Origin of the sequence: Pseudomonas sp. MWU347 (genome assembly GCF_017947305.1) — a bacterium.
Classification (GTDB): Bacteria; Pseudomonadota; Gammaproteobacteria; order Pseudomonadales; family Pseudomonadaceae; genus Aquipseudomonas; species Aquipseudomonas putida_A.
Map to the genome: position 1 here is coordinate 625068 of NZ_JAFGZB010000001.1, position 21043 is coordinate 646110.

Here is a 21043-nt window from a genome sequence, read left to right on the forward strand (position 1 = left end):
GCTTGCTCGCGAAGCTTTTAAGCTCTTGGCTTCACGGTGCCGCAATCCTGACCTAACCACACCGCTCGGGTTTCCAGACTGCCCTTCTGGTTGATGCCGATGGCGTTGAACGTGCCATTGGCCACCGTGGTGAACTCACGATCACTGAGGAACGTGGCAACCCCGGTGCCTTGCGCTTTCGGGCAGCTGAAGCGGAATTTCCACTGGTTACCGGTGCGTTCGGTGATCTGCTGTTTGCAGCCCGATTGCGGATCGGCCAGCGGGATGTCGTTGGTCGCCACTTGCTGCGGCGTCAGGCAGGCACGAATGCCCTTGCCGCCGATGTTGATTCCGTTCTTTTCCAGCGCCGCACGCTGCTGCGGAGTCATCTGGCCTTGCAACTGGCCAAGGATCGATTGCACATCCATGGGCTGGTCATCGACCTTGACGTTGCTTGAGGTCATTTCCCATAGCCCCGGCTGCAGCATTTGCGCCTGCGCAACCACCGGCATTGCCAAACCCAGGCCCAGCGCCAAACCCAGCAGACGAACGTTCATCGAAAAACTCCTGATCAGTAGTGGCCGTTAGACGTCGGCCGATTGCTTCGGTTCATGCACCAATTAAATAGCGACATTCGCCTCGGAACATGGTCTGTTACGCATTGAGTCTTCAGGAGCAAGGCTGCCCCATGGATTATTTTGGACCGCACATTTTCGGTTATCTGATCGCCCTGATACATAGCCTCGGCTTGATCGCCGCCATCCATGCGGTGCTGACCGTACGCACCGCCCAAGGCTCGATCGCCTGGGCATTGTCGCTTATTTTCATTCCCTACCTGACCCTCATCCCTTATCTGGTTTTCGGCCGCAGCACCTTCGACGGCTATATCAAGGCGCGGCGTCAGGCCAACGAACAGATGCGTCAGGCGATCTCCGAGTTGAACTGGCGCCCATGGGTCGAAGAAGCCCTCACCGCCCGCGCCTCGAAGGCCTACGCCTCGCTGCGCGCCATGCCCAAACTGGGACGCATGCCGTGCCTGGCGAACAACCAGGTGCAACTGCTGGTGAATGGCCACGCGACCTTTGAGGCGATTTTCCAGGCTATCGATCAAGCGCGCGAAGCCGTACTGGTGCAGTTTTTCATCATCCATGACGACCGCCTCGGGCAGCGCCTGCGCGACCTGTTACTGAAGAAGGCCGCGGAAGGTGTGGCAATTCATCTGCTCTACGACCGCATCGGCAGCCACGCCCTGCCCCACAGTTATGTGCAGGCGCTGCGCGATGGCGGTGTCGAGGTCAAAGCCTTCGCCACACGCAGCGGCTGGCTCAATCGCTTCCAGGTGAATTTCCGCAACCACCGCAAAATCGTCGTGGTCGATGGCGTACTCGGCTTCGTCGGCGGGCATAACGTCGGCGATGAATACATGGGCGAGAAACCGCCCCTGGCGCCGTGGCGCGATACCCATGTTCAGGTGCGCGGGCCGGTGGTGGCCTGCATGCAGGAGTCGTTTGCCGAGGACTGGTTCTGGGCAGCACGGACGTTGCCACCGCTGATCCTGCCGGATGTCTACCCGGAAGATGGCGTGCTCTGCCAATTGCTGGCGAGCGGCCCGGCGGATGCCTACGAAACCTGTTCACTGTTCTTCGTCGAAGCCATCCACGCGGCGACGGAACGAGTGTGGATCACCAGCCCGTATTTCATTCCCGATGAGGCAGTATTCGCCGCGTTGCGCCTGGCGGTGCTGCGCGGCGTCGACGTGCGCCTGCTGCTGCCATCGCGTCCGGATCACCGCATCGTCTACGCCGCGTCCAGCCTCTACGCGTTCGAAGCAGTACGCGCCGGCGTGCGGGTATTCCGCTACGAGCCGGGGTTCCTGCATCAGAAAGTGGTGTTGATCGACAGCGAAATCAGCGCCATCGGCAGCGCCAATCTGGACAACCGTTCGTTCCGGCTGAATTTCGAAGTGATGCTGCTGACCGTCGACAGCGAATTCGCCGCCCACGTGGAACAGATGCTCAACGAAGACTTCGAGCAGGCTTATGAAGTCGCCAAAGAAGAAAGCCGGGAGATCCACCGCCTGCAACAGCTCGGCATGCGGATCGCCCGGCTTATTTCACCGATTCTTTGACTGACCGCTCGCTCGAACGAGCGAACGGTCGTCAGGCCTCAGGGGTGATAAATGTCGTCGCGGGTCCAGGGCAGTTCATGGCTGCCATCCGGATGCGCCTTCACCGCCAGGATCTGGTGCAGGTTGATCCAGCCACGCGCGAACGCATAGGCACACCCGGCCAGATACAGCCGCCAGATGCGCAATGCCTGATCCGGCACCAGTTTCCCGGCCGCTTCGAGGTTGTCCTCCAGCCGCTCGCTCCAGTGATCCAGCGTGCGCGCGTAATGCAGACGCAGGCTTTCGACGTCGACAATCTCCAGCCCGGCTTCGCTGATCTCGGCCGAGATCATCGCCAAGTGCGGCAGCTCACCGTTGGGGAACACGTATTTCTCGATGAAGTCGCCAGCGCCGCGTCCTACCGGACGGCCATCGGTGTGTTTGGCGGTGATGCCGTGGTTCATCACCAGACCGCCCTCCTTCACCGCGCCGAACAGGACCTTGCAGTACTCGGCGAGGTTGGCGTGGCCGACGTGTTCGAACATGCCGACGCTGACTACCTTGTCGAAACGCCCGTCCTGCGGCAGATCGCGGTAGTCGAGCAATTGCAGCTCAACCTGATCTTCCAGGCCCTCGGCCTTGACCCGCTCCCGGGCCAGTTCCAGCTGTTCCTTGCTCAAGGTGATGCCGAACACTTTGGCGCCGAATTCACGTGCCGCGTAACGCGCCAGACCACCCCAGCCGCAACCGACATCCAGCAGGTAATCGCCCGGCTGCAAACGCAGCTTGCGACACAGATGGCGGAACTTGGCCTGCTGTGCCTGTTCCAGAGTTTCACTGCCGGTTTCGAAATACGCGCAGGAATACGCCATGTCGCTGTCCAGCCACAGCTGATAGAACGCGTTGGACAGGTCATAGTGATAGGAAATGGCTTTGGCGTCGGTTTCCTTGTCGTGCACCGCACGCACTGGCTGCGCGCTTTCGCCTTCATCGAGCAAGGCGCTGCTCAATTCGTCGCAGACCCGGATGACCTCGCTGATCGAGCCCTCCAGTTCCAGCCTGCCTTCGACAAACGCCGCCCCCAGCGCGTCGAGACTCGGATGGGTGAACTGGGTGACCATCGTCGGGTCCTTGACCACAATGGTGACGCTGGGCGTCGGCCCCAGGTTGAACTCATGGCCATCCCAGAGTCGCAAGCGAAGCGGAAGCTGCAGATTCTGTAAGGCCGGTGGAAGTTGCGCGAGCATGGAAGATCCCCCTTGTTTCAGACGTCAGATCTGAGGGTAGACCATCCTTGAAAAATAGCAGGCTATCGATTTAATTAGCCGAGACTATCGTTCCAGGCGCTCCTGCATGCCGTCATGCACCCACTACTGCTTTAGCCCAGGTAACGGCGTGAAGTGTGCGCCCTCTCCATAGATGACTGCCTATTCGGCGCACAGTTCGCTGAAATTCACTTCAGTGATCATCCTTGAGCTTGAGCAATGGCTCCTGAAACCGCAGCAGCCGTCCGGCATTGCCCAACACCAGCAGCGTACTGAGGTTGTGCAGCAGCGCGGCAATCATTGCCCCCGCCGCGCCGAGCCAGCCGAATGCCGCGAACACCACGATCGCCAGGGTCCAGCCCAGACCGATGATCACATTGACCTGCAAGGTCCGCCGGCACTGGCGACTGAGCCGCACACAGGTGCCGAGGCGGCGTAGGTCGCTGCCGATCAACACGATATCCGCCGAGGCCAGCGCGATGTCGGCACCGCCGGCGCCCATCGCCACTCCGACTACACCGGCCTTGAGCGCCAGCGAATCATTGATGCCGTCACCCACCACCATCGGCCGGAAACCGTTGTCGATTTCCTTGAGCACGCGATTGAGTTTGTCCTCGGGCAGCGCTTGGGCTTCCACCTCTTGCAGGCCGACTTCGCGGGCCAGTGTCTGGGCGACACTCTGGCGGTCGCCGGTCAGCAGCAACTGGCGACCCAGCCCCAGTTCGCGCAATTCAGCTAGGGCAAAGCGCGCTTCCGGTTTGACGCTGTCGGCCAGCAACAGCCAGGCGACAAATTCGCCGTTCAGTGCCAATCCGGCAATCGGCCCGTCGTGCTCGGGAACGATGGTAGTGACGATACCCAGTTGCGCGAACAGTTCGGGACGCCCCAGCGCCGCCTCGCCCTGCGCGGTCATGGCCACGACCCCGAGGCCCTGACGCTCGTGAATGTCCGTCAGCGGCAGGCTCTGCTCCTGAATGACCAGCCCCGCCAGTGCCCGGCTGACCGGATGACTGCTGGCCGCGCCAAGACTGGCCGCCAACGCCATGACCGCGGACTGTTGCAGACGCGGGCTGTTGATCGATTGCAGACGCAAGGTGCCGTAAGTCAGGGTGCCGGTCTTGTCGACCACCAGTGATGTGAGGTCTGCCAACTCCTCAAGGAACGCCGAGCTGCGGATCAGAATACCGTGGCGCGCCGCCACCGCCACTCCGGCAATTGCCGTGGCCGGTGCCGACAGCACCAAGGCGCAAGGACATGCGGCTACCAGCACCGCGAGCATCGCTTGCGCGTCATGGGTGACAAACCAGGTCACCGCCGCCAACAGCAACACCAGCACCATGTAGCTGCCGGCATAGCGTTCAAGCAGACGGGTGATCGGCGGCTTCGAACGCTCGGCGTTCTGCATCAGCGCGATGACTTTGCCCAGCGTCGATTGATCACCGGTGCGGGTCACTTCAATGCGCAGCAAACCGTCGAGGTTGATCGCGCCGCCGAACACCGTCATGCCCACTGCCGTTTCCACTGGCACCGACTCGCCGGTAATTGACGCCGTGTCGAGGCTGGCCTGGCCCAACAACACCCGGCCATCCGCCGGCACCCGATCGCCCGCGCGTACCTCTACAGTGTCACCGGGTTCCAGCGTGCCGTTATCGACTTCGATGATCGAGCCATCTGCCTGAATCTTGCGTGCGTGGCTGCGGGTCAATTGGCCGAGAGCGTGAATCGCTTCCTGCGAGCCGATCACGCTGCGCTCTTCCAGCACGTGGCCGAAGATCATGATGATCGGCAGCAACGCGGCGGTCAGCAGATCGCCAGTCGCCCACGCACCGAGCATCGCCAGGGCAATCAGTTGATCGGTGATGCCGTGCAGGCTTGGATAACGCAGGCTGTACCACGCCGAGCGCATCACCGGCACCGCCACTAATAAGGAGGCGAAACCCAGCAGCAACTGACTGACACCGGTTTGCTCCGGCACCAGCCAACGCCAGATCAGACCGAGGCCGAGCAAGCCAAGGGCGAGCATCGCCAGTGTCAATTGCCGTGCAGCGCGGCGCTGTTCGGCCGAGGACAACAGGCTCGGTGCAGCGGTGGTCGCAGTCATTTACTGGCTCCCTGAATGATCAGGCGGGAATCATCTTTCGGATCGACCGTGGTCACTGACCCGGCCTGGCCGAGGATCTTCGGCATGCGTTCGCGGTATAGCCGCAGGAGCATCTGCGGGTCGGTGCCCTGTTGTTGCGCCTTGGCCAGGCTCATTACCGTGGCAGTGTCGGCAGAGGCTTTTGCCAGCCGTTCGCCGGCCTGAGCATGGGCCACTTGCAGAGTACGGTCGGCTTGTTCGTTGGCGGTTTGGGTGAGTTTTTCCGCCTCGGTGCGTGCATTGGCGACGGCTTTGTCGGCCTGCTGACTGGCGGTCAGTACCGCATTAAAAGCACTGACCGCCGGATCCGGCAGACTCGACTGAACGTCGACCCGCGCCACTTCGATGCCGATGCCCTGCCCGCTCGCCTTCAATTCAGCCAGACGCTTGTTGATGCCTTGCACCAGATCACCGCGCAGACGCTCACGACGTTCAGCCGCTTGATTGTCGGCACCGATCATTTCCGGTCGAGCGACCAGAATCGTATCCAGATCCCGTGCAGCGGTCAGGGCCACAGCGCTGCGGGTGACCAGCCGATCCAGTGCTGGCAGCACATGATCACCCTGCAGCACGAAGTCATAGGGATCGCTGACTTTGTAAAACACCCGCACATCCAGTTGCACCACGCCGGCGTCGCCGGTTAGCAGATAGCCGGAACCGGCCAGTGCATCGCTCAGTGGCGTGGCGAAGGTTGCTACACGATCAGCCTTGATCGCCTCACTGCTGCGCAGCAGGTTTTCCACTCGGCGCTCGATGACCCGATCCGCCGCCGGCAGCAAAACCACCTGCTCGAACGGCTGCGGCCAGGCCAGCAACAGCCCGGCATTCTGGACGCGTTGCAGTGCGCCAAAGTGCAAGACCACCGCGCGATTTTGCGGATCAATCTGCCGCACATTGGAAAACGCCCACGCCAACGCAGCCAATACCGTCACCGCATATAAGGCGAAAAACGCCAGACGTCCGGCCTGAATCCACGGACTGCTCAACGAATGTGTTCCACGTGGAACTTCATCACTCATGGCTGCGATCCGAATTTATTTTCAACATTCGGCGGGCCGTCCACCAGCACGCGGAATGGCGCGGCGTCGGTACGGAGGATCAGCTTGGTGTCCGGCGTCACGATAGTGCCCAGGGTGTCCAGCGAACGCAGCAGGTTGTACAACTGCGGCGAGCCAGCGTAGGCACGGCCGTAGATTTGCGCGGCTTCGACCCGCGACTGTGCTTCGATTTCTGCGGCCTTAACCGTGGCATCGGCCTGGACAATTCGCGCATCGCGCTCGGCGGCGGAACGAATTTGCGCGGCTTCTCGCTTGCCGATGGCGGTGCGTTCGGTGGCAATTGTTTCACGCTCGGCGCGCATCCGATCGACTGTGGCGGTGAGCGTGACCGAAGGCAAGGTCAGGCGTTCGATGCCCACCTGCACCACACGCACACCGTAGGTGGCGAGCAGTTGCTGGTCGATCTGCTGACGCAGTTGCGCTTCGAAATCGGCAATACGCACTTTGCTGGCATCGGTGTTCACCAGATCCGCCAGGTCGAAACTGCTGGCGGTGGTCTCCAGCGCCGAGCCGACAAAGGTGCGAATCTGCCGCGCCGCTTCGTCCGGCTGGTTCTGCACCGCGCGCATGAAACGCTGCACATTGTCCGGGGCGCCCTGCACCTGCCACGCCACGTAAGCCTGAACGATGATGCGCAAGCCATCGCGGGTGCCGACATCCTGCAAACCACTCGAGGTGGTACGCAGGCGCAGATCCACCGGGATCGCCGCTTCGAACGGCGCCGGCCAACGCCAGCTCAAACCCGGCTCAAGCAGTACCCGCGACGGATTACCGAAACGAGTGATGACGGTGGCCTCGCCCGAGCGCACCTGGACCAGGCTTGCCGCCGCGATGGCAAACCCCACCAGCAACAACGCCCAGCCCATGCGCCGCCACGGGAATGGCCCCGCCTCTTCCGGCACACCGTGGTGATGATGCCCATGATGATGGTGATGCCCGGCGTGGCCATGATCGTGGCCGCTGTGGTCATGGGAATCGTGAGTGTGCGACTGGCTCAAGGGGCAACTCCTGGTTGAGCGGTGGTGCGCGCAGGCGTGGGATCAGCCGGCAGCGTAAACGTACGCAGATCGATGGTCGGCGCATTGCTGCTGCCGCCTAAACGGTGGTCGAGTACCAATAGTTTGGCCTTGCTCAAGCCGAGGCTGAGCTGACTCAGATATTGCTCGAGCACGAATGCCTGGCCAGCGCTGGCATAGGCTTTCTGCTCAGCGCTGAACTTCAGGTCTGCCGCCTGCGCCGCCGCATTGATTTCACGGGCGCTGGCACTGGCCTGATCGCGAGCGAGACTGGCTTGCAACTGCGCCTGATTACTGGCTTCTGCCGCAGCACCGCGCTCACGGGAGATCAACGCCTGCGCGCCGATCTGCGCGGCTTGCACGCCGTGATAAGCATTGGCGGCGCCGGCGGGTGGATGAATTGCTTCGACCACGGTGGCGAGAATCTCCACACCGCTGTCGAGTTTCTGTAGATCACCTTGCACTGCGCGGCCGATTTCTTCGCCCAGCCCTACCCGGTCAGCACCGAGTAGACCGTCGAGGGTGCGCGAGGCAAAATCGTGCACCAGAATCCGGCTCGCGGTGCTGCGGATCAGCGTCGGCACATCAGCGTTGTTGTAAGTGGCGGCCAAGGCATCCTGATCACGCAGACCAATGCGATAAACGAAGCGCACGTCCATGTTGACGATCTGAAAGCTCTGCTGATCGCCACGGCTGCTGGCGATCACCTGGGATTTGTCATTGACGTGGCTGGCATCCCACAAGCGGTTGGCGGCCATCGGCGCCGGGCCTTCGGCAGGATCAGCCTGGGTCGGGGCAGGAGCATCGCCGACGCTGGTTGCCAACTCGTGCACCACGCCATTCTCGACGCTCAATACACGGCCCAATGGCCACGGCAGACCGGCGTGCAATCCGGGGCCAAACACTTGCACCGGCTTGCCGAAGCGCTCGTAGATACCGCGCCCTTGCAGCGGGATTTCGTGGATACCGGTCAGTAACCAGCCGACCGCAGCGACCAGCGCCAGCACCGGCAGAAAGGCGCGGCGCATGTAACTGAACGCCCAGATCTGGCGCAGATCGATGCCGAAACGATTGTGCAATTCGTGCTGCAAGGCCAGAAGCGGCTGCGGCGGCCAGCGCAGCATGTCAGCGACAAAACTGCGTGCCAGCAGGGTCGGTTCGAGCTGTTCACGACGAGGACTGAATATCGACAGGACTGCGCGCAATAGCAACTCGATCGCGACGAATCCCGGCAAGATCCCGATCAACACCGCAAGCCGTACTGGCCACACCGACGCCTCGCTGGCGAACAGCAGGCACAACGCGCCCAGCACCAGGCTGATGATCGCCACCCGCACCAGTTGCGCGAGGGACCCGGCTTCCGGCCATTGCGCTGGACTCTCCTGAGCCAGTTGCCGCTCCAGCACCAGCAAGCCGAAACCCAACAGCAACATCAGCGCCGCGCCCACCGTGGCCGACAACCCGACCGCAGCGGCAGGCAATGCCAGATTCCACACCTGCCCGACGGCGAGCACCACCAGTACTGACCAGCCGCCCAGCCACAACGTGGCCGCGCCAATCTGACCGAGCAGGTGCAGGCCGCACTGACTCAACCGCTCCAGCAGCCGTTCGTACCAGCCATCCGGCGCTACTGGCTCCAGCTCCTCGGTCAGCGCCACCGATACCGGCGGGTCAATCACCCCTGCACGCCATTGCGTCACCCACCACGCCGACTGCAAGCCGGCGACTAACACCAGCAAAGCCGCGCCCAAATTCACCAACAAGGCCGGCCATATCGATTGCGCGGCAAACAGTTCGACAAACAGCGCCAGCAGCCACCCTGCCCCGGCCAATCCGCCGAGACCGATGGCCAGACGACGCAAACGTCGCCCCTGCGTGGACGCTTGTTGAAAGCGCGGCAACCCGGTCACTTGCGTGCCATCGACATCCAGATCGACTTGCATATCACCCCAAAGCCATTGATTCACCGGTCTTATCGTTACGATATAACGAAAAGCGTGAAATATTCGTACACAAATTCGCTTATCTAAAGATGCGCAACCTGTCGCTTGCCTGAAGCCTTGACCGAAATGTCCGGAAACGCACATATTACGTTCGTAATTTTATCGACCGACTACTTTTAGCGATCCGCATCCCCAACGAGGAGCAACAGCATGAGCAACTACGACGTGGTCATTCTGGGCGGCGGCCCCGGTGGTTATAACGCGGCGATCCGCGCCGGCCAGCTGGGCCTGAAGGCAGCCTGCGTGGAAGGCCGCGCCACCCTCGGCGGCACCTGCCTGAACGTCGGTTGCATGCCGTCGAAGGCCTTGCTGCATGCTTCGGAGCTTTACGACGCGGCCATGGGTGCGGAATTCGCCAACCTCGGCATCGAGGTCAAACCCACGCTCAACCTCGCGCAAATGATGAAACAGAAAGACGAAAGCGTGAGCGGCCTGACCAAAGGCATCGAGTTTCTGTTTCGCAAAAACAAGGTCGACTGGATCAAAGGCTGGGGTCACATCGACGGCCCGGGCAAAGTCACGGTGACCGACGATCAAGGCAACAAAACCGAGCTGAGCGCCAAGGACATCATCATCGCCACCGGCTCCGAACCCACGCCCCTGCCCGGCGTCGAGATCGACAATCAACGCATCCTCGACTCCACCGGCGCGCTGTCGCTGGGTGAAGTGCCCAAGCATCTGGTGGTGATCGGCGCGGGGGTGATCGGCCTGGAACTGGGCTCGGTCTGGCGGCGTCTCGGCGCCCAGGTGACCGTGGTCGAATACCTCGACCGCATCTGCCCGGGTGTTGATGGCGAGGCCGGCAAAACCCTGCAGCGTGCGCTGAGCAAGCAAGGCATCAGCTTCAAATTGAGCTCGAAGGTCACCAGCGCCACCCCCTCGGTCAACGGTGTGCAGCTCAGCGTCGAACCCGCCGCCGGTGGCAGCGCCGAGTTACTGGAAGCCGACTACGTGCTGGTCGCGATCGGCCGGCGCCCGTACACCAAAGGCCTGGGCCTGGAGAACGTCGGCCTGAGCACCGACAAGCGCGGCATGCTCGCCAACCGCCAGCACCGTACCGAGGCAACCGGCGTATGGGTGATCGGTGACGTGACATCAGGCCCGATGCTTGCGCATAAGGCCGAAGACGAAGCGATGGCCTGCGTGGAACAGATCGTCGGCAAGGCCGGCGAGGTCAATTACGACTTGATTCCCAACGTCATCTACACCCGGCCCGAGCTGGCCAGCGTCGGCAAGACCGAGGAGCAGCTCAAGGCTGAAGGGCGCACCTATAAAGTCGGTAAATTCCCGTTCACCGCCAACAGCCGGGCCAAGATCAACCATGAGACCGAAGGCTTCGCCAAAGTCCTCGCCGACGAACGCACGGACGAGATCCTCGGCGTGCACCTGGTCGGACCGAGCGTCAGTGAAATGATCGGTGAATACTGCGTGGCCATGGAGTTCAGTGCGTCTGCCGAAGATATCGCGCTGACTTGCCATCCGCACCCGACCCGCTCCGAGGCGCTGCGTCAGGCGGCGATGAATGTCGAGGGGATGGCGACGCAGATGTAGGTGGTCACCCAAACCCTGTGGGAGCTGGCTTGCCAGCGATGGCGTCAGTCCTTTAACCGTTGCGGTCGCTGACACACCGCTATCGCTGGCAAGCCAGCTCCCACAGTTGACCGTGTTCCTGCTGGAGGATTGCGGTCGAATGTGGGAGCAACCCGCTCTACAGCGGAAGATGCCCCAACGGCAACGCCCCCGGCGTCTTCACCGTGTGAATCGCAAAGTTGCTGCGAATGTCACTCACCCCCGGCAGCTTCAGCAGGCAGCCGCTGAGAAAGCGGTCGTATGCGCGCAGGTCCGGCACCACCACCTGCAACAGAAAGTCCGATTCGCCCGACACCAGAAACGCCGAGATCACCTCCGGCAGGGCGGTGACTGCCGCGTAAAAGGCTTCGGCCTGCTCATCGTTGTGGCGCTCGACCTTGACCCCGACAAACACCGTCAGCCCCAGTCCCACTTCATCGCGATCGAGGTTGGCCTGGTAGCCACGAATCACCCCGGCCTCCTCCAAAATCCGCACCCGGCGCAAGCAAGGTGACGCCGACAGGCCGATCTCGTCCGCCAGCTCGACATTGCTCAGCCGTCCGTTGCGCTGCAAGGCAGCGAGAATCTTGCGATCAAAAGCGTCAAGTTTCATGTTTGGCAGATCCTGCGGGTCAAGGCGCAAAAAGAAAGCAGGTTATGCCAATCCCAAGGGTTTTTGAAGCTGACTTCGCAAGCACCTGCCCCGCCCTTGCGCCATAGACTTTGCTCACCGAATCGATAACGAAAGGGCTGCGACATGACGAGTTTCTGGCTGTTTTTTCTGGCATTGGCGGTGGTCTTCCTGTTGCCCGGCCCGGACATGATTCTGTTGCTGCAAACCGGTGCCCGCCAGGGTCGCGGTGCGGCGCTGGCAACCGCCGTTGGCCTGGCGATCGCCCGGGGCTGTCACGTGGCATTGGCGGCATTGGGTCTGGCGGCGCTGTTCAAGGCGGCGCCGTGGACGTTTGATCTGGTGCGCCTGGCCGGTGCGGCGTACCTGCTGTGGATCGGCATTCAATGCTTGCGCAGCAGCCTGCTGCCGAACCTGAATACGGCTGCCGTGACTGCCACCCAAGGACAATGGCGCGAGGCGATTCGTCGTGGCCTGCTGACCAATCTGCTCAACCCCAAGGCCTTGCTGTTCTGCTCGGTGCTGTTGCCACAATTCATCGTCAATGACGGCGCAGCAGTGCTGACCCAGTTTGCCACCCTCGGCGGGTTGCTGGTGGGCATCGGGCTGCTGTTCGACAGTGCCTATGCCCTGACCGGCGCGGCGCTGGGCCGTTGGCTGCAACACAGTCCAACCGCCCAACGCGTTCAGCAATGGCTGTTCGGCAGCCTGCTGATCGGCTTCGCCGTACGCCTGACGTTTATCCAGCAGGCCTAGGGTTTGCGGACCTTGCGTTGGCGCCGGCTGATCAGCGCCAATGCAACGCCGACCGCCAGTACGATCGCGCCGATCTGTACCGGCCATTTGTAAGGCCGCAGAGCCATGCGCGCGGCATCGGTCACCTGGGTGACGTAACGCTTGTCGGCGTTTTCGAAATCCGGATAGGGGCACTGATTACCGAAGTCCACCGCCCACGGCACGTACGCGCCTTCATTGACATAACGCCGATACAGCGCGCTCTGCTCTTCCAGGCTGCTGTTGAAACCCGCAGCGTTACACAACACCGCCGCAAACGCCTGACTGGTGTGCGGCAAATTATCCGCGGCCCGGCTGGCCAGCGCGGTGGCGACAAAACGGTAGTGATAACGCTCATCCGGCTGCGCTTCACTGGCCTTCTGGCGCTGGACTTCAGCCTCGGCCACCAGCGGCCCGACTTTCAGCTCGGTGTTTTCCAGGCTGTAGTTGCCGCCAAACGTGGCGTAGTCCGGCGCCATCTCGTAACCGAGAATGTCCATGCCCCATTCACGCGCGGTCCACGCCGCGTTGTACAAGGCGCTGGCGCGTTTGGTCGGCCACCACGCAGCGTCAGCCTTCATCCGTTGCTCGCCGTACAGACGGGCCTTGTGCTGCAGATCGGGATTGTCGAAATAGCCGACCGCTTCCTCGTAATGCCCTTCACGCAGCAAGCGCCGTCCCAGCAGATTGCGCAGGCTGGCGGCGACCGGCAGCGGCACGTAGTTGTCGCGCTGCTGCTGGGTCAATGCCGGCGGCGCCGGTACGTTGTCATCGACATAGCGCTTGAGCTCATCGACCGTCAGCACGCGCTCGGCCACCGTCGCCGCGTCGAACCAGTAGATGCTGTTGCTGCGATACAACTGCACGAACGCTTGCAGGTATTCGCCACGTTGCAGCGCCAGAATCGCACTTTCGCCCTCGACCCGGCATTTCGGCTGGACGGTTTCGAAGTCCCAGTCAGGGGTGCGCCGGTAGCCCCAATCTTCGCTCTGCGGGAACGCCTGCGCGGCTTTGGCATAGGCGGCAGCTGCGGCATTTTTATCGCCGTCACGCACCGCCAGTTTGGCCCGCAGCCACCACGCCAGTCCGCCGTCACCGGCGTTTTCAAGGAAGGCCTTGGCGCTGGCGTAATCACCCTGTTGATAATTCATCGCCGCCAGTCGATCGGCGTTTTCCAGGCTGCCACGGGTGCTGTCCTGCAGCAGCTTGATCAGTTTCTTCTCGTTCGGCGGTTGTTCGTCGAATGACCAACCCATGCGGCTGATCAACGAAGCGGTAACCAGTTGCTGCACGGCTTTGCGCTCCAGCAACTTGGCCAGTTGCGGCTCGGGCAGTTCGGCCAGCTCATTCATCAGTTGTTTCAGCGAGGTGTAACCCACGGCCGAACCGTGCAGGTTCTGCGCTTCATACAGTTCGATGGCGCCGTTCCAGTCACCAGCGTTGCGCAGCACCCGCGCCTCTTCACCGAGGCTGGCAACCCCCAGCTCCAGCGGATCACTGAAGCCATCGATGCTCAGTTGTCGAGCCTGACGGAAGGCCCCACGTGCGTCCTCCAGCACTTCGATGACATCGCCCGCCTCGGCACTCGTGGCAAACCAGGCACGGCCCAGGGAATACGCCGCCCAAGTGCTGCGCAGCGGGCGCTGATCGGCCGGCAGTGCCAGCACTTTGTTGAAGTATTCGATCGCCAGCGGATGATCGCCAGTGGCAAACGCCACCGCGCCGGCCACGTACAAACGGATTTCCGCCGGCAGACTGGCGCCCTGCGCCTCGACCTGACGCGCATCGCTCAGGCCACGCAGTTGCTTGACCAGCGCCTGTTGTTCGGCGCTCAGACCGACCTGCTCGGCTTTTTCGCGCAGCGCCGCAGGCTCGCTTGCGTCGCCGTACATGTCGTCGGGATTGTGCGTCGCAGCGGTGACGTTCTTCAGCCCGGCAATGGTCTTGCCGAGGCGGCTGATCTCGAAGTTGAAGTTGCCCTCCGGCAAATCGGCCAGGCTTTGCCCGCGATTGTCGAGCAGGCGCATCGGGAAGTCCGGGCCGCAGGCCAGCGCCGAACCCAGCGGCAGGCTGAGGCTCAGGCAGAGCAGATGGCGGGGCCAGTTACGGGTCAACATGCGAACCTCCTTGATCAATAAATGCACAGCGCGCCCAACCGATGGCGCGTTGTCCACCCGCCGGCAAACGACCGTCGCGCAGGCGGGTGAAGGTAAGCAGATCCGCGCTCTGTTGCAACGAGTAACCGGCGAGCGCATCGGCGCCTTCGCAAGCGCTGGCCTTGACGATGATCCGTGCGGGCCAGGCACTGTCGAGGTTTCCGACATTGCGCAGGGCGATGTCCTGCAGGCCATCGTGGTCGCTGAACGCCAGACCGAGTTGGCTGCTCAACGCATCGCCGCGGGCCACGGAGCGCAACGTGGTCAGGCTCCAGGCCCGACGATCATTGGCCAGCGGCAGGCGAAACCAGATCAGCCCGGCCAGATGTTCCGGCGGGTCCTCGCGCAGCGCTTTTGCAAGTCGGCTCAGTTGCAACGGATCGGCGAGCAGTTCCCGGCGTTGCCCTTCACGTTCGATCGGTACTTCGCTTTCCACCACCGGGGCACCGTCGGCATCCGGCAGCAGCGCCACGCCATAGGCCGGCAACGCCAGATAGAACGGTTTGCTGCTGATTTTGCCCCAGGCGCTGGCCCAGCGCCGAGCCTGCTCGGGGTCGAACAAGCCGCGTCGCGGATCGCTGACGGCGTGCACCTGCAGCACGCTGCTGTCGACTGTGGCCAACAACGCCGGCAGCTGTGAACTGCCGAGCCACGCCGGCAGCGCGGTGATGCTCAGCGGCAACGATGCGGGCAACACGGAATGCAGATGTGTCAGGAACTCGGTGTATTCCGGCAGACGCGCATTACCCGCGTCATGATCGATCTCGACGCCACTCAGGGTCAGCCCCTGCGCCTGCCAGTCGGCGACAACCTGAAGAATCTGCGCCGTGACCTGCGACTGATCCAGACTTTTGAGCTGACCGTCGAGACGAATCACCGCGATCAGAGGCCGGCCATCGTGCTTGAGCAACGGCGCATCGATCCGCGCCCGATGCCAGCCGTCACTGGGGAATGCCTGCAAGGCCAGCACGCGCAAGGTCGAAAAGTCGCTACGGCTGTCTTTCAGCGCGAGCTCATGGGCGGACGTCCATTGCCGTTGCCAGACGTAGAGTTGCTGATCGAGTGGCGCTGCGTCCTGTCGTTCACAAGCACAGAGCAACAACACCGCCAGCATGGCCGACAACCCGACGATAACGCGCATACCTTGCAGATCCCTGAGACATCAGGCTGCAAGGTTACACAAAAGCACTCAAGGCTTGCGGGCAATGATCACCTGACTCTTCGCCACCACCGCGTCCAGCGCCTGCTTGATCTGTGCACCACGGGGCGAATCGAGCACCGCTTGCCAGGTATTGGCCCAATGCTCGAGCAACGGGTGATCGGGGTTACTGAATTCGACCTTGGCTTCCCAGAACAACAGCATCCACATCGACCAGTAAAAGCCGTACTGACTGTGGCTGATGATCTCCAGCCCGGCGTCACTGACCATCGCCTTGAACTGCTCTTCACTGATGATGCGAATGTGGTTGGGTTTCTGGAAATAATCCGGCGAGGCAATGTCTTTCTGCAAATCTTCCGAGCTGGGATGCGGCACGCTCAGCAGGTACAGCGCTCCCGGCTTGCCGACCCGTACCAGTTCGGCGAGAAATTGCGCCGGATCGTCGACATGCTCGATGACTTCGGTGGAGACCACGCGGGTGGCGGTGGCATCGGCAATCGGCAGCGGGTTGCAGTCGGTCACGTGGCATTCGACGCTGCGTGCCGGGGTATCGCTCAGACGCTGGCGGGTGGCCTCGACTTTGGCCGCGTCGATGTCGGCAATGATGATCTTCGCCCCGCGCATGCCGCAGAAATGCACATTACCGCCGTCGCCACAGCCGACATCGAGCAACGTGTCATCGGCGCTCACCCGAAAGCCTGTGAACAGCTCGTCGGTCTCTTGATTGAACCAGCCACTGAGCTTTGCGTCGTACAGGCCGAGCATGTACGGATCAACCTTGTCGGCGGCAGATGGCACAGCAACCGGTGCGGGAGACGTTGCCGTGAGTTTCTTCAAAAGGCTCAGCATGAGGTAGCTCCAGAGGATGGGACGGCGGTTCGCGACGTACCGAGGCGGCGCACCAGCGCGGCGCCGCGATTGCGCATCGGCATTTCGATGAATCGGTAATTCAATTCGCTGAGCAGCGCAATCAGCCCGCCGGCGATCAGCACCGTGAGAATCGGGTGCCCGGCCGGACTGGGCAGGCCCGCGCCCTGCAAGCGGAAGATCAATTCACGGATCAGCAGATAGGCCGGAATATGGATCAGGTAGATGCCGTAGGAACGGCTGCCGATCCACGCCATCAGCCGTTGCAACCTTCCGCGCGGCAGCAGGTAATCGCGGTTGTACGAGGCAATCCACACCAGCAGCGCGCTGAGCATGGCGATCGAGCCGATGCGGTAAGAGGCGAACGTGAAGCGGTCGGTGGCCATGTAACTCAGCAGCAACGCCAGCACAATCAGTACCGACACGCCGGCCCACGGCCGCCGCAGGAACCTCGGTTCCCAACGGGAATACCCCGGCTGCGCGCTCCACATCGCCAGTAATACGCCGAGGGCCAGGGCATCGGTGCGCACCACCATCAGCAAGGGGGTGCGCAACGTGAACAGTTGTACTGCGACCAGCGCCAGCAATACCCAGACCAGATGTCGGCGACACACGACAATCAGCAGCGGGAACAGCAAGTAGAACTGCTCCTCCAGTGCCAGGCTCCAGTAGACGAAACTGCTGCCGTATTCGTACTGAAAGAAACTGTCGGCAAAACGGAAATTGGCGTACTGCAACACCCCGGCCAGCGTTGCCTGCAGGTTGGCGTGCAGCGTGCCGAACGCACCTGAGCGATTGAGCAAGACACAGGCCAGCAACATCAGCGCCAGCCACAGCCAGGCCGAGGGCAATAAACGAAAGGCCCGGCGCAGCCAGAAATTGCGTGTCTGCTCCCAGCACTGCCGACGGCTCGTGCAGCCTTGCAGAGCGGGGATCAGGCTGCGGGCGATGACAAATCCGGAGATCGCAAAAAACAGGTCAACGCCCCACCAGGACTGCGCCCAATGGTGGACTGTTTGCAGCAGCGGCACGGTGTCGGTGAACAGGCTGCCCTGCAGGTGATGAAACAGCACACCGAGCACCGCGATCGCGCGCAGTACCTCGATGTCCATGATCCGTTTGCTGTTCATGCCCCGCGCATCTCGGGGTCTGCGGCAACCCGGCGTTCGAACAACTGCCCCAGAAACACCTGCAACCGCTGCTCGGCCACTGCCTGACTGCAGAAATCCTGCAGGCTGCTCACCGCCTGAGCGGCCATCTGTGCATAACGTTGCGGATCGTCTTTGGCGACCGCATAGCTGGCGCGATAGGCCGTGCACAAAGACGTCCAGTTAGTCACATAACGCAGGGTGCGGAAGGCCTTGCGCGGGTCATGCGGCCAGGCCGTGAGCTCGTCGGTGGAGTCGATCAGAAAGGCATTGTCGGCACTCAGGTAATCGATCATTGCCGTCGTACGCGGCGCCACCGCCGGTTTGCCGCAGGACATGAATTCCATCAACGGCAGGCACTGGCCCTCGCCGTAGGACGTGTTGACCACATAGCGGGTCGCCTGCACCAGGCGCTCATAATCGGCGTCCGCGAGGTAGCCGTAGATCAGCACGATCCGGCAGCGGTAGGACTGATTCTTGTACAGGTGGTGGAGGATGTCGCTCAGCGCTTCTTCGGCATCGTGGTGCGTCAGTTTCAGCACGAGCGTTGCGTCCTCGACCTCGCGGAACGTCACGCAGAATGCACTGAGCATGTCCTCCCAGTTCTTGCGCCCATCGCCGGGATTGAACACTGAGGTGTAGACCACGCCGTCGAGCAGCAACTCCTGCTCCCTGACCGGCGCATGGAAATCGAGTCCCTTGCCCGTGCGCAAAGGCCGGGGGGCGAATGCGTTCAAGTCAAGTTTGCGACTGTCGGCCACCAATCCCTTGATCTTCAACCGTACCGGTCCATTCGGTGGCTGGCCCTGCAACGGCGCACCGCGGGCGGCAAAGCGATCCCATACCGGCGCAGGCACCGCGACGATCGGGTAATCGCTGTCCATTGCCTCGCGCACCGCGTTAACGGTGTAGCTGGAATGGGTGATCGCCGCTCCGCAAGCCTGCAGCACCGTGCGCCAGTCGTTGCGCGGCTCACCGGCAAACGGCTCATTGGGGATGGTGCTGAACTCCCACGCAAACACCGGCAAAGTCGGACACATCAGGTGTACCGGCGTGCGATGGGGCGGCGAGAACGACAGGAAGACGCACGGCTCGCCACTGGCGCGGCATTCCTCGTAAAGCGCGTCGACTTCGGTCAGCGGATCGGCCACTTCCACCACGCGTCCGAGACGCTCGAGTACCGGGCGATATTCCTTGAGCACGAAGTAATAGCTGTACTCCGAGCGCCCCAGATTCTGGGCAATGGTGTGCTGGTTGGTTTCCGAATGAATGATGATCAGCATGAGGCGTTTTCCGTCACTGACACAGCATTGGCGGGATGCGGTGCAAGCCCGAAAAATTCCGCCATGCGCGTTTGCACGGGGGCAAAAGCGCAGTAGTCATGCATGCGCTCGACCGCTGCCGCCGACATCTGCCGGTACCGCTCCGGCTGGTCTTTGGCCATGCGGTAGCTGTCCTCGTAGGCTTGTTTCAGCGAAGCCCAATCCGGGCGGTGGCGCAGGGTGCGGTAAATCAGCCGCGAGTCCTGCGGCCAGATGGCGGGTTCTTCGCTGGACTTGATCACGAAGGCGACGCTGTCGTCGATGTAGTCTTCCATGGCCGTGTGATCCGGGGCGATTACCGGTTTGCCACTGGACATGAACTCCATCAACGGCAGACACAGGCCCTCACAGCGCGAGGCGTTGACGTAGTAACTGGCAGCAGCGTAAAGCCGGGTGTACTGGGCGTCATCCAGATAACCGTGCAACACCACCACCCTGCAGGCAAAGGGTGAGAGCTGCGCCAACAGCGTCATTAATTCGCTGTAGTAAGACGCCAGGTCGTTCTGGGTGATTTTCAATACCAGCGTCGCATCGGCCGTTTCCCGAAACGCCCAGCAAAACGCGGTGATCAGTTGATGCCAGTTCTTGCGGCCATCTTTGGGGTTGAACACGGTGACGTAGACCACACCGTCGACCGTGGTGTCGACCACCGACGTGGTGTCCGGCAGATCCAGCGGCGGCGGTTCGGCCACTGCCACCGCCTGTGGACCGGCGATACTCGGCAGCTGTCGCTCCAGCCAGGCATGCGCCCTGCGTGAGAAAAGATCACGCAGTCCCTCCCAATACCAGTGATGCAGAAACTTCACCCGCGGCTGTAGCTGTTCGCGGCCTGCATCCAGGCGCCACTGGCGCAGGTAGTGCCGGGCGATGACCAGGCGCCGTTTGAAGGTCAGCGGAGGAGGTCGCTGTGCCTCGATCGCGGCCAGTTGCTCGGCGGTCAGTGGTTTGGGCAGCAGGTCATCGGCTGAGAGCGCCAGCGTACGGCTGTCGAAAATGCAGCCCTTGATCGCCAGCGGCGTGCCTGGATTGACCGGCGCCGGAACTTGCTGCTGACGAATCGCCGCAAAGTTCTCCCACAACGGTGTCGGCAACACCAGTACCGGAAAGTCCTCGCCCAGCGCCCGGCGAATCGCCCGGGCAGTATGGCTGGACAGAGTAATCACCCGCCCTTGTCGGGCCAGCATCTGCGTCCAGTCGTGGCGCGGATCGTTGTCCCAGATCTCGTCCGGGATCGAATCGAACTCCCAGGCAACCACACACAGGGTCGGACACTCGAGATCGGTCGGCGTATTTTGCGGCGGGGTGAAGGAGAGAAACAGGCTGTCTTCGCCCGCCTCGCGCAATTGGCGAAAGAGCGGATCAACCTCGGTGATGGCGGACACCACACGCACCCGCCCAAGGCTTTCCAGCACTGGGCGATAAGCCTTGAGCACGAAGTAGTAACTGTATTCGGGACGCCCGAGACTCTGGCTGATGGAACGGTCGTTGACGTCCGAGTAAAGAATGAAGTTCATGGCATCCCACGATGAAGCCGCCATCCCGGCTGCTTCAATCCATGACGGCGAAGCGCTGAATCGTGGTCGGCATGCCGACACTCGTCCTGCATCTTCCAGCCCGTCTTTGTTCTTGTTTTTAGTGGTCGGTTTGACTGGGGCTGAACAACCCCTGTTGAACGCGACGAGGGGCATTCTAAACACATCCGTCGCGGATTCGTGAACCGCCCGGCGAGAATAAATCCGTCTACTCTGACGAGAACTGACCAGTCACGGTTTGCACTGTTGAAATTGCCAAGCATTTGGCACAGATTGGTAACAAACAACTACAACAACGACTTCGCCTGTCATCCTGT

General features: G+C 61.9%; 16 protein-coding genes. 3 read left to right on the forward strand and 13 right to left on the reverse strand.

Annotated elements, in window-relative coordinates; all coding sequences use genetic code 11:
* Window positions 1–17: 17 nt before the first annotated feature.
* Window positions 18–536 (reverse strand): DUF3617 domain-containing protein, encoded by a 519-nt coding sequence (locus tag KCG87_RS02800; protein WP_027610324.1) that lies wholly within the window; start codon window positions 534–536, stop codon window positions 18–20.
* Between the two features lie 131 nt (window positions 537–667).
* Between KCG87_RS02800 and cls the strand changes: the two genes are divergently transcribed.
* Window positions 668–2107 carry a cardiolipin synthase gene (gene cls, locus KCG87_RS02805; RefSeq protein ID WP_098966376.1) on the forward strand — a complete coding sequence of 480 codons (1440 nt, stop codon included), beginning with the start codon at window positions 668–670 and terminating at the stop codon, window positions 2105–2107.
* A gap of 38 nt (window positions 2108–2145) precedes the next feature.
* Here cls and cfaB read toward each other — a convergent pair whose 3' ends face one another.
* The 5 genes from cfaB to KCG87_RS02830 all read right to left on the reverse strand — a co-directional run bounded on the left by cfaB (window position 2146) and on the right by KCG87_RS02830 (window position 9508).
* Window positions 2146–3333, reverse strand: coding sequence for a C17 cyclopropane fatty acid synthase CfaB (gene cfaB / locus KCG87_RS02810; RefSeq protein ID WP_098966378.1), 1188 nt, complete (start codon window positions 3331–3333; stop codon window positions 2146–2148).
* Between the two features lie 211 nt (window positions 3334–3544).
* Complete coding sequence (locus KCG87_RS02815) at window positions 3545–5452, reverse strand: heavy metal translocating P-type ATPase (protein WP_210556258.1); 1908 nt, start codon at window positions 5450–5452, stop codon at window positions 3545–3547.
* Complete coding sequence (locus tag KCG87_RS02820) at window positions 5449–6510, reverse strand: protease modulator HflK (RefSeq protein WP_134785048.1); 1062 nt, start codon at window positions 6508–6510, stop codon at window positions 5449–5451. The genes KCG87_RS02815 and KCG87_RS02820 overlap by 4 nt, the downstream gene beginning before the upstream one ends.
* Window positions 6507–7547, reverse strand: coding sequence for a protease modulator HflC (locus tag KCG87_RS02825; RefSeq protein WP_210556257.1), 1041 nt, complete (start codon window positions 7545–7547; stop codon window positions 6507–6509). The genes KCG87_RS02820 and KCG87_RS02825 overlap by 4 nt, the downstream gene beginning before the upstream one ends.
* A complete protein-coding gene (locus KCG87_RS02830; RefSeq protein WP_210556583.1) occupies window positions 7544–9508 on the reverse strand; it encodes a protease modulator HflK in 1965 nt (654 codons plus the stop codon). The genes KCG87_RS02825 and KCG87_RS02830 overlap by 4 nt, the downstream gene beginning before the upstream one ends.
* Window positions 9509–9718: 210 nt before the next feature.
* Here KCG87_RS02830 and lpdA point away from each other — a divergent pair, with 210 nt between their 5' ends.
* Window positions 9719–11119 carry a dihydrolipoyl dehydrogenase gene (gene lpdA, locus KCG87_RS02835; protein WP_135296885.1) on the forward strand — a complete coding sequence of 467 codons (1401 nt, stop codon included), beginning with the start codon at window positions 9719–9721 and terminating at the stop codon, window positions 11117–11119.
* 157 nt (window positions 11120–11276) lie between these two features.
* Here the strand turns inward: lpdA and KCG87_RS02840 are convergent, their stop codons facing one another.
* Window positions 11277–11750 (reverse strand): Lrp/AsnC family transcriptional regulator, encoded by a 474-nt coding sequence (locus KCG87_RS02840; protein ID WP_210556256.1) that lies wholly within the window; start codon window positions 11748–11750, stop codon window positions 11277–11279.
* Between the two features lie 144 nt (window positions 11751–11894).
* Here KCG87_RS02840 and KCG87_RS02845 point away from each other — a divergent pair, with 144 nt between their 5' ends.
* The gene (locus KCG87_RS02845) at window positions 11895–12524 is read left to right on the forward strand and encodes a LysE family translocator (protein WP_134785051.1); all 630 of its coding nucleotides are present in this window, start codon (window positions 11895–11897) and stop codon (window positions 12522–12524) included.
* Here the strand turns inward: KCG87_RS02845 and KCG87_RS02850 are convergent.
* The 6 genes from KCG87_RS02850 to KCG87_RS02875 are packed head-to-tail and all read right to left on the reverse strand — an operon-like array spanning window position 12521 to window position 20708.
* The gene (locus KCG87_RS02850) at window positions 12521–14659 is read right to left on the reverse strand and encodes a hypothetical protein (protein ID WP_210556255.1); all 2139 of its coding nucleotides are present in this window, start codon (window positions 14657–14659) and stop codon (window positions 12521–12523) included. The two genes, KCG87_RS02845 and KCG87_RS02850, sit on opposite strands and share 4 nt — an antisense overlap.
* Window positions 14646–15839: a DUF3142 domain-containing protein gene (locus KCG87_RS02855; RefSeq protein ID WP_135296887.1), complete on the reverse strand. Its 1194-nt coding sequence runs from the start codon at window positions 15837–15839 to the stop codon at window positions 14646–14648. The genes KCG87_RS02850 and KCG87_RS02855 overlap by 14 nt, the downstream gene beginning before the upstream one ends.
* A 48-nt stretch (window positions 15840–15887) precedes the next feature.
* The gene (locus tag KCG87_RS02860) at window positions 15888–16706 is read right to left on the reverse strand and encodes a class I SAM-dependent methyltransferase (protein ID WP_027610312.1); all 819 of its coding nucleotides are present in this window, start codon (window positions 16704–16706) and stop codon (window positions 15888–15890) included.
* Window positions 16700–17854 carry an acyltransferase gene (locus KCG87_RS02865; protein ID WP_135296888.1) on the reverse strand — a complete coding sequence of 385 codons (1155 nt, stop codon included), beginning with the start codon at window positions 17852–17854 and terminating at the stop codon, window positions 16700–16702. Before KCG87_RS02865 ends, KCG87_RS02860 begins: the two co-directional genes overlap by 7 nt.
* Window positions 17851–19155, reverse strand: a complete 1305-nt coding sequence (locus tag KCG87_RS02870; RefSeq protein WP_210556254.1) for a glycosyltransferase — start codon at window positions 19153–19155, stop codon at window positions 17851–17853. Before KCG87_RS02870 ends, KCG87_RS02865 begins: the two co-directional genes overlap by 4 nt.
* Window positions 19149–20708 carry a glycosyltransferase gene (locus KCG87_RS02875; protein ID WP_246881613.1) on the reverse strand — a complete coding sequence of 520 codons (1560 nt, stop codon included), beginning with the start codon at window positions 20706–20708 and terminating at the stop codon, window positions 19149–19151. Before KCG87_RS02875 ends, KCG87_RS02870 begins: the two co-directional genes overlap by 7 nt.
* Window positions 20709–21043: the final 335 nt, after the last annotated feature.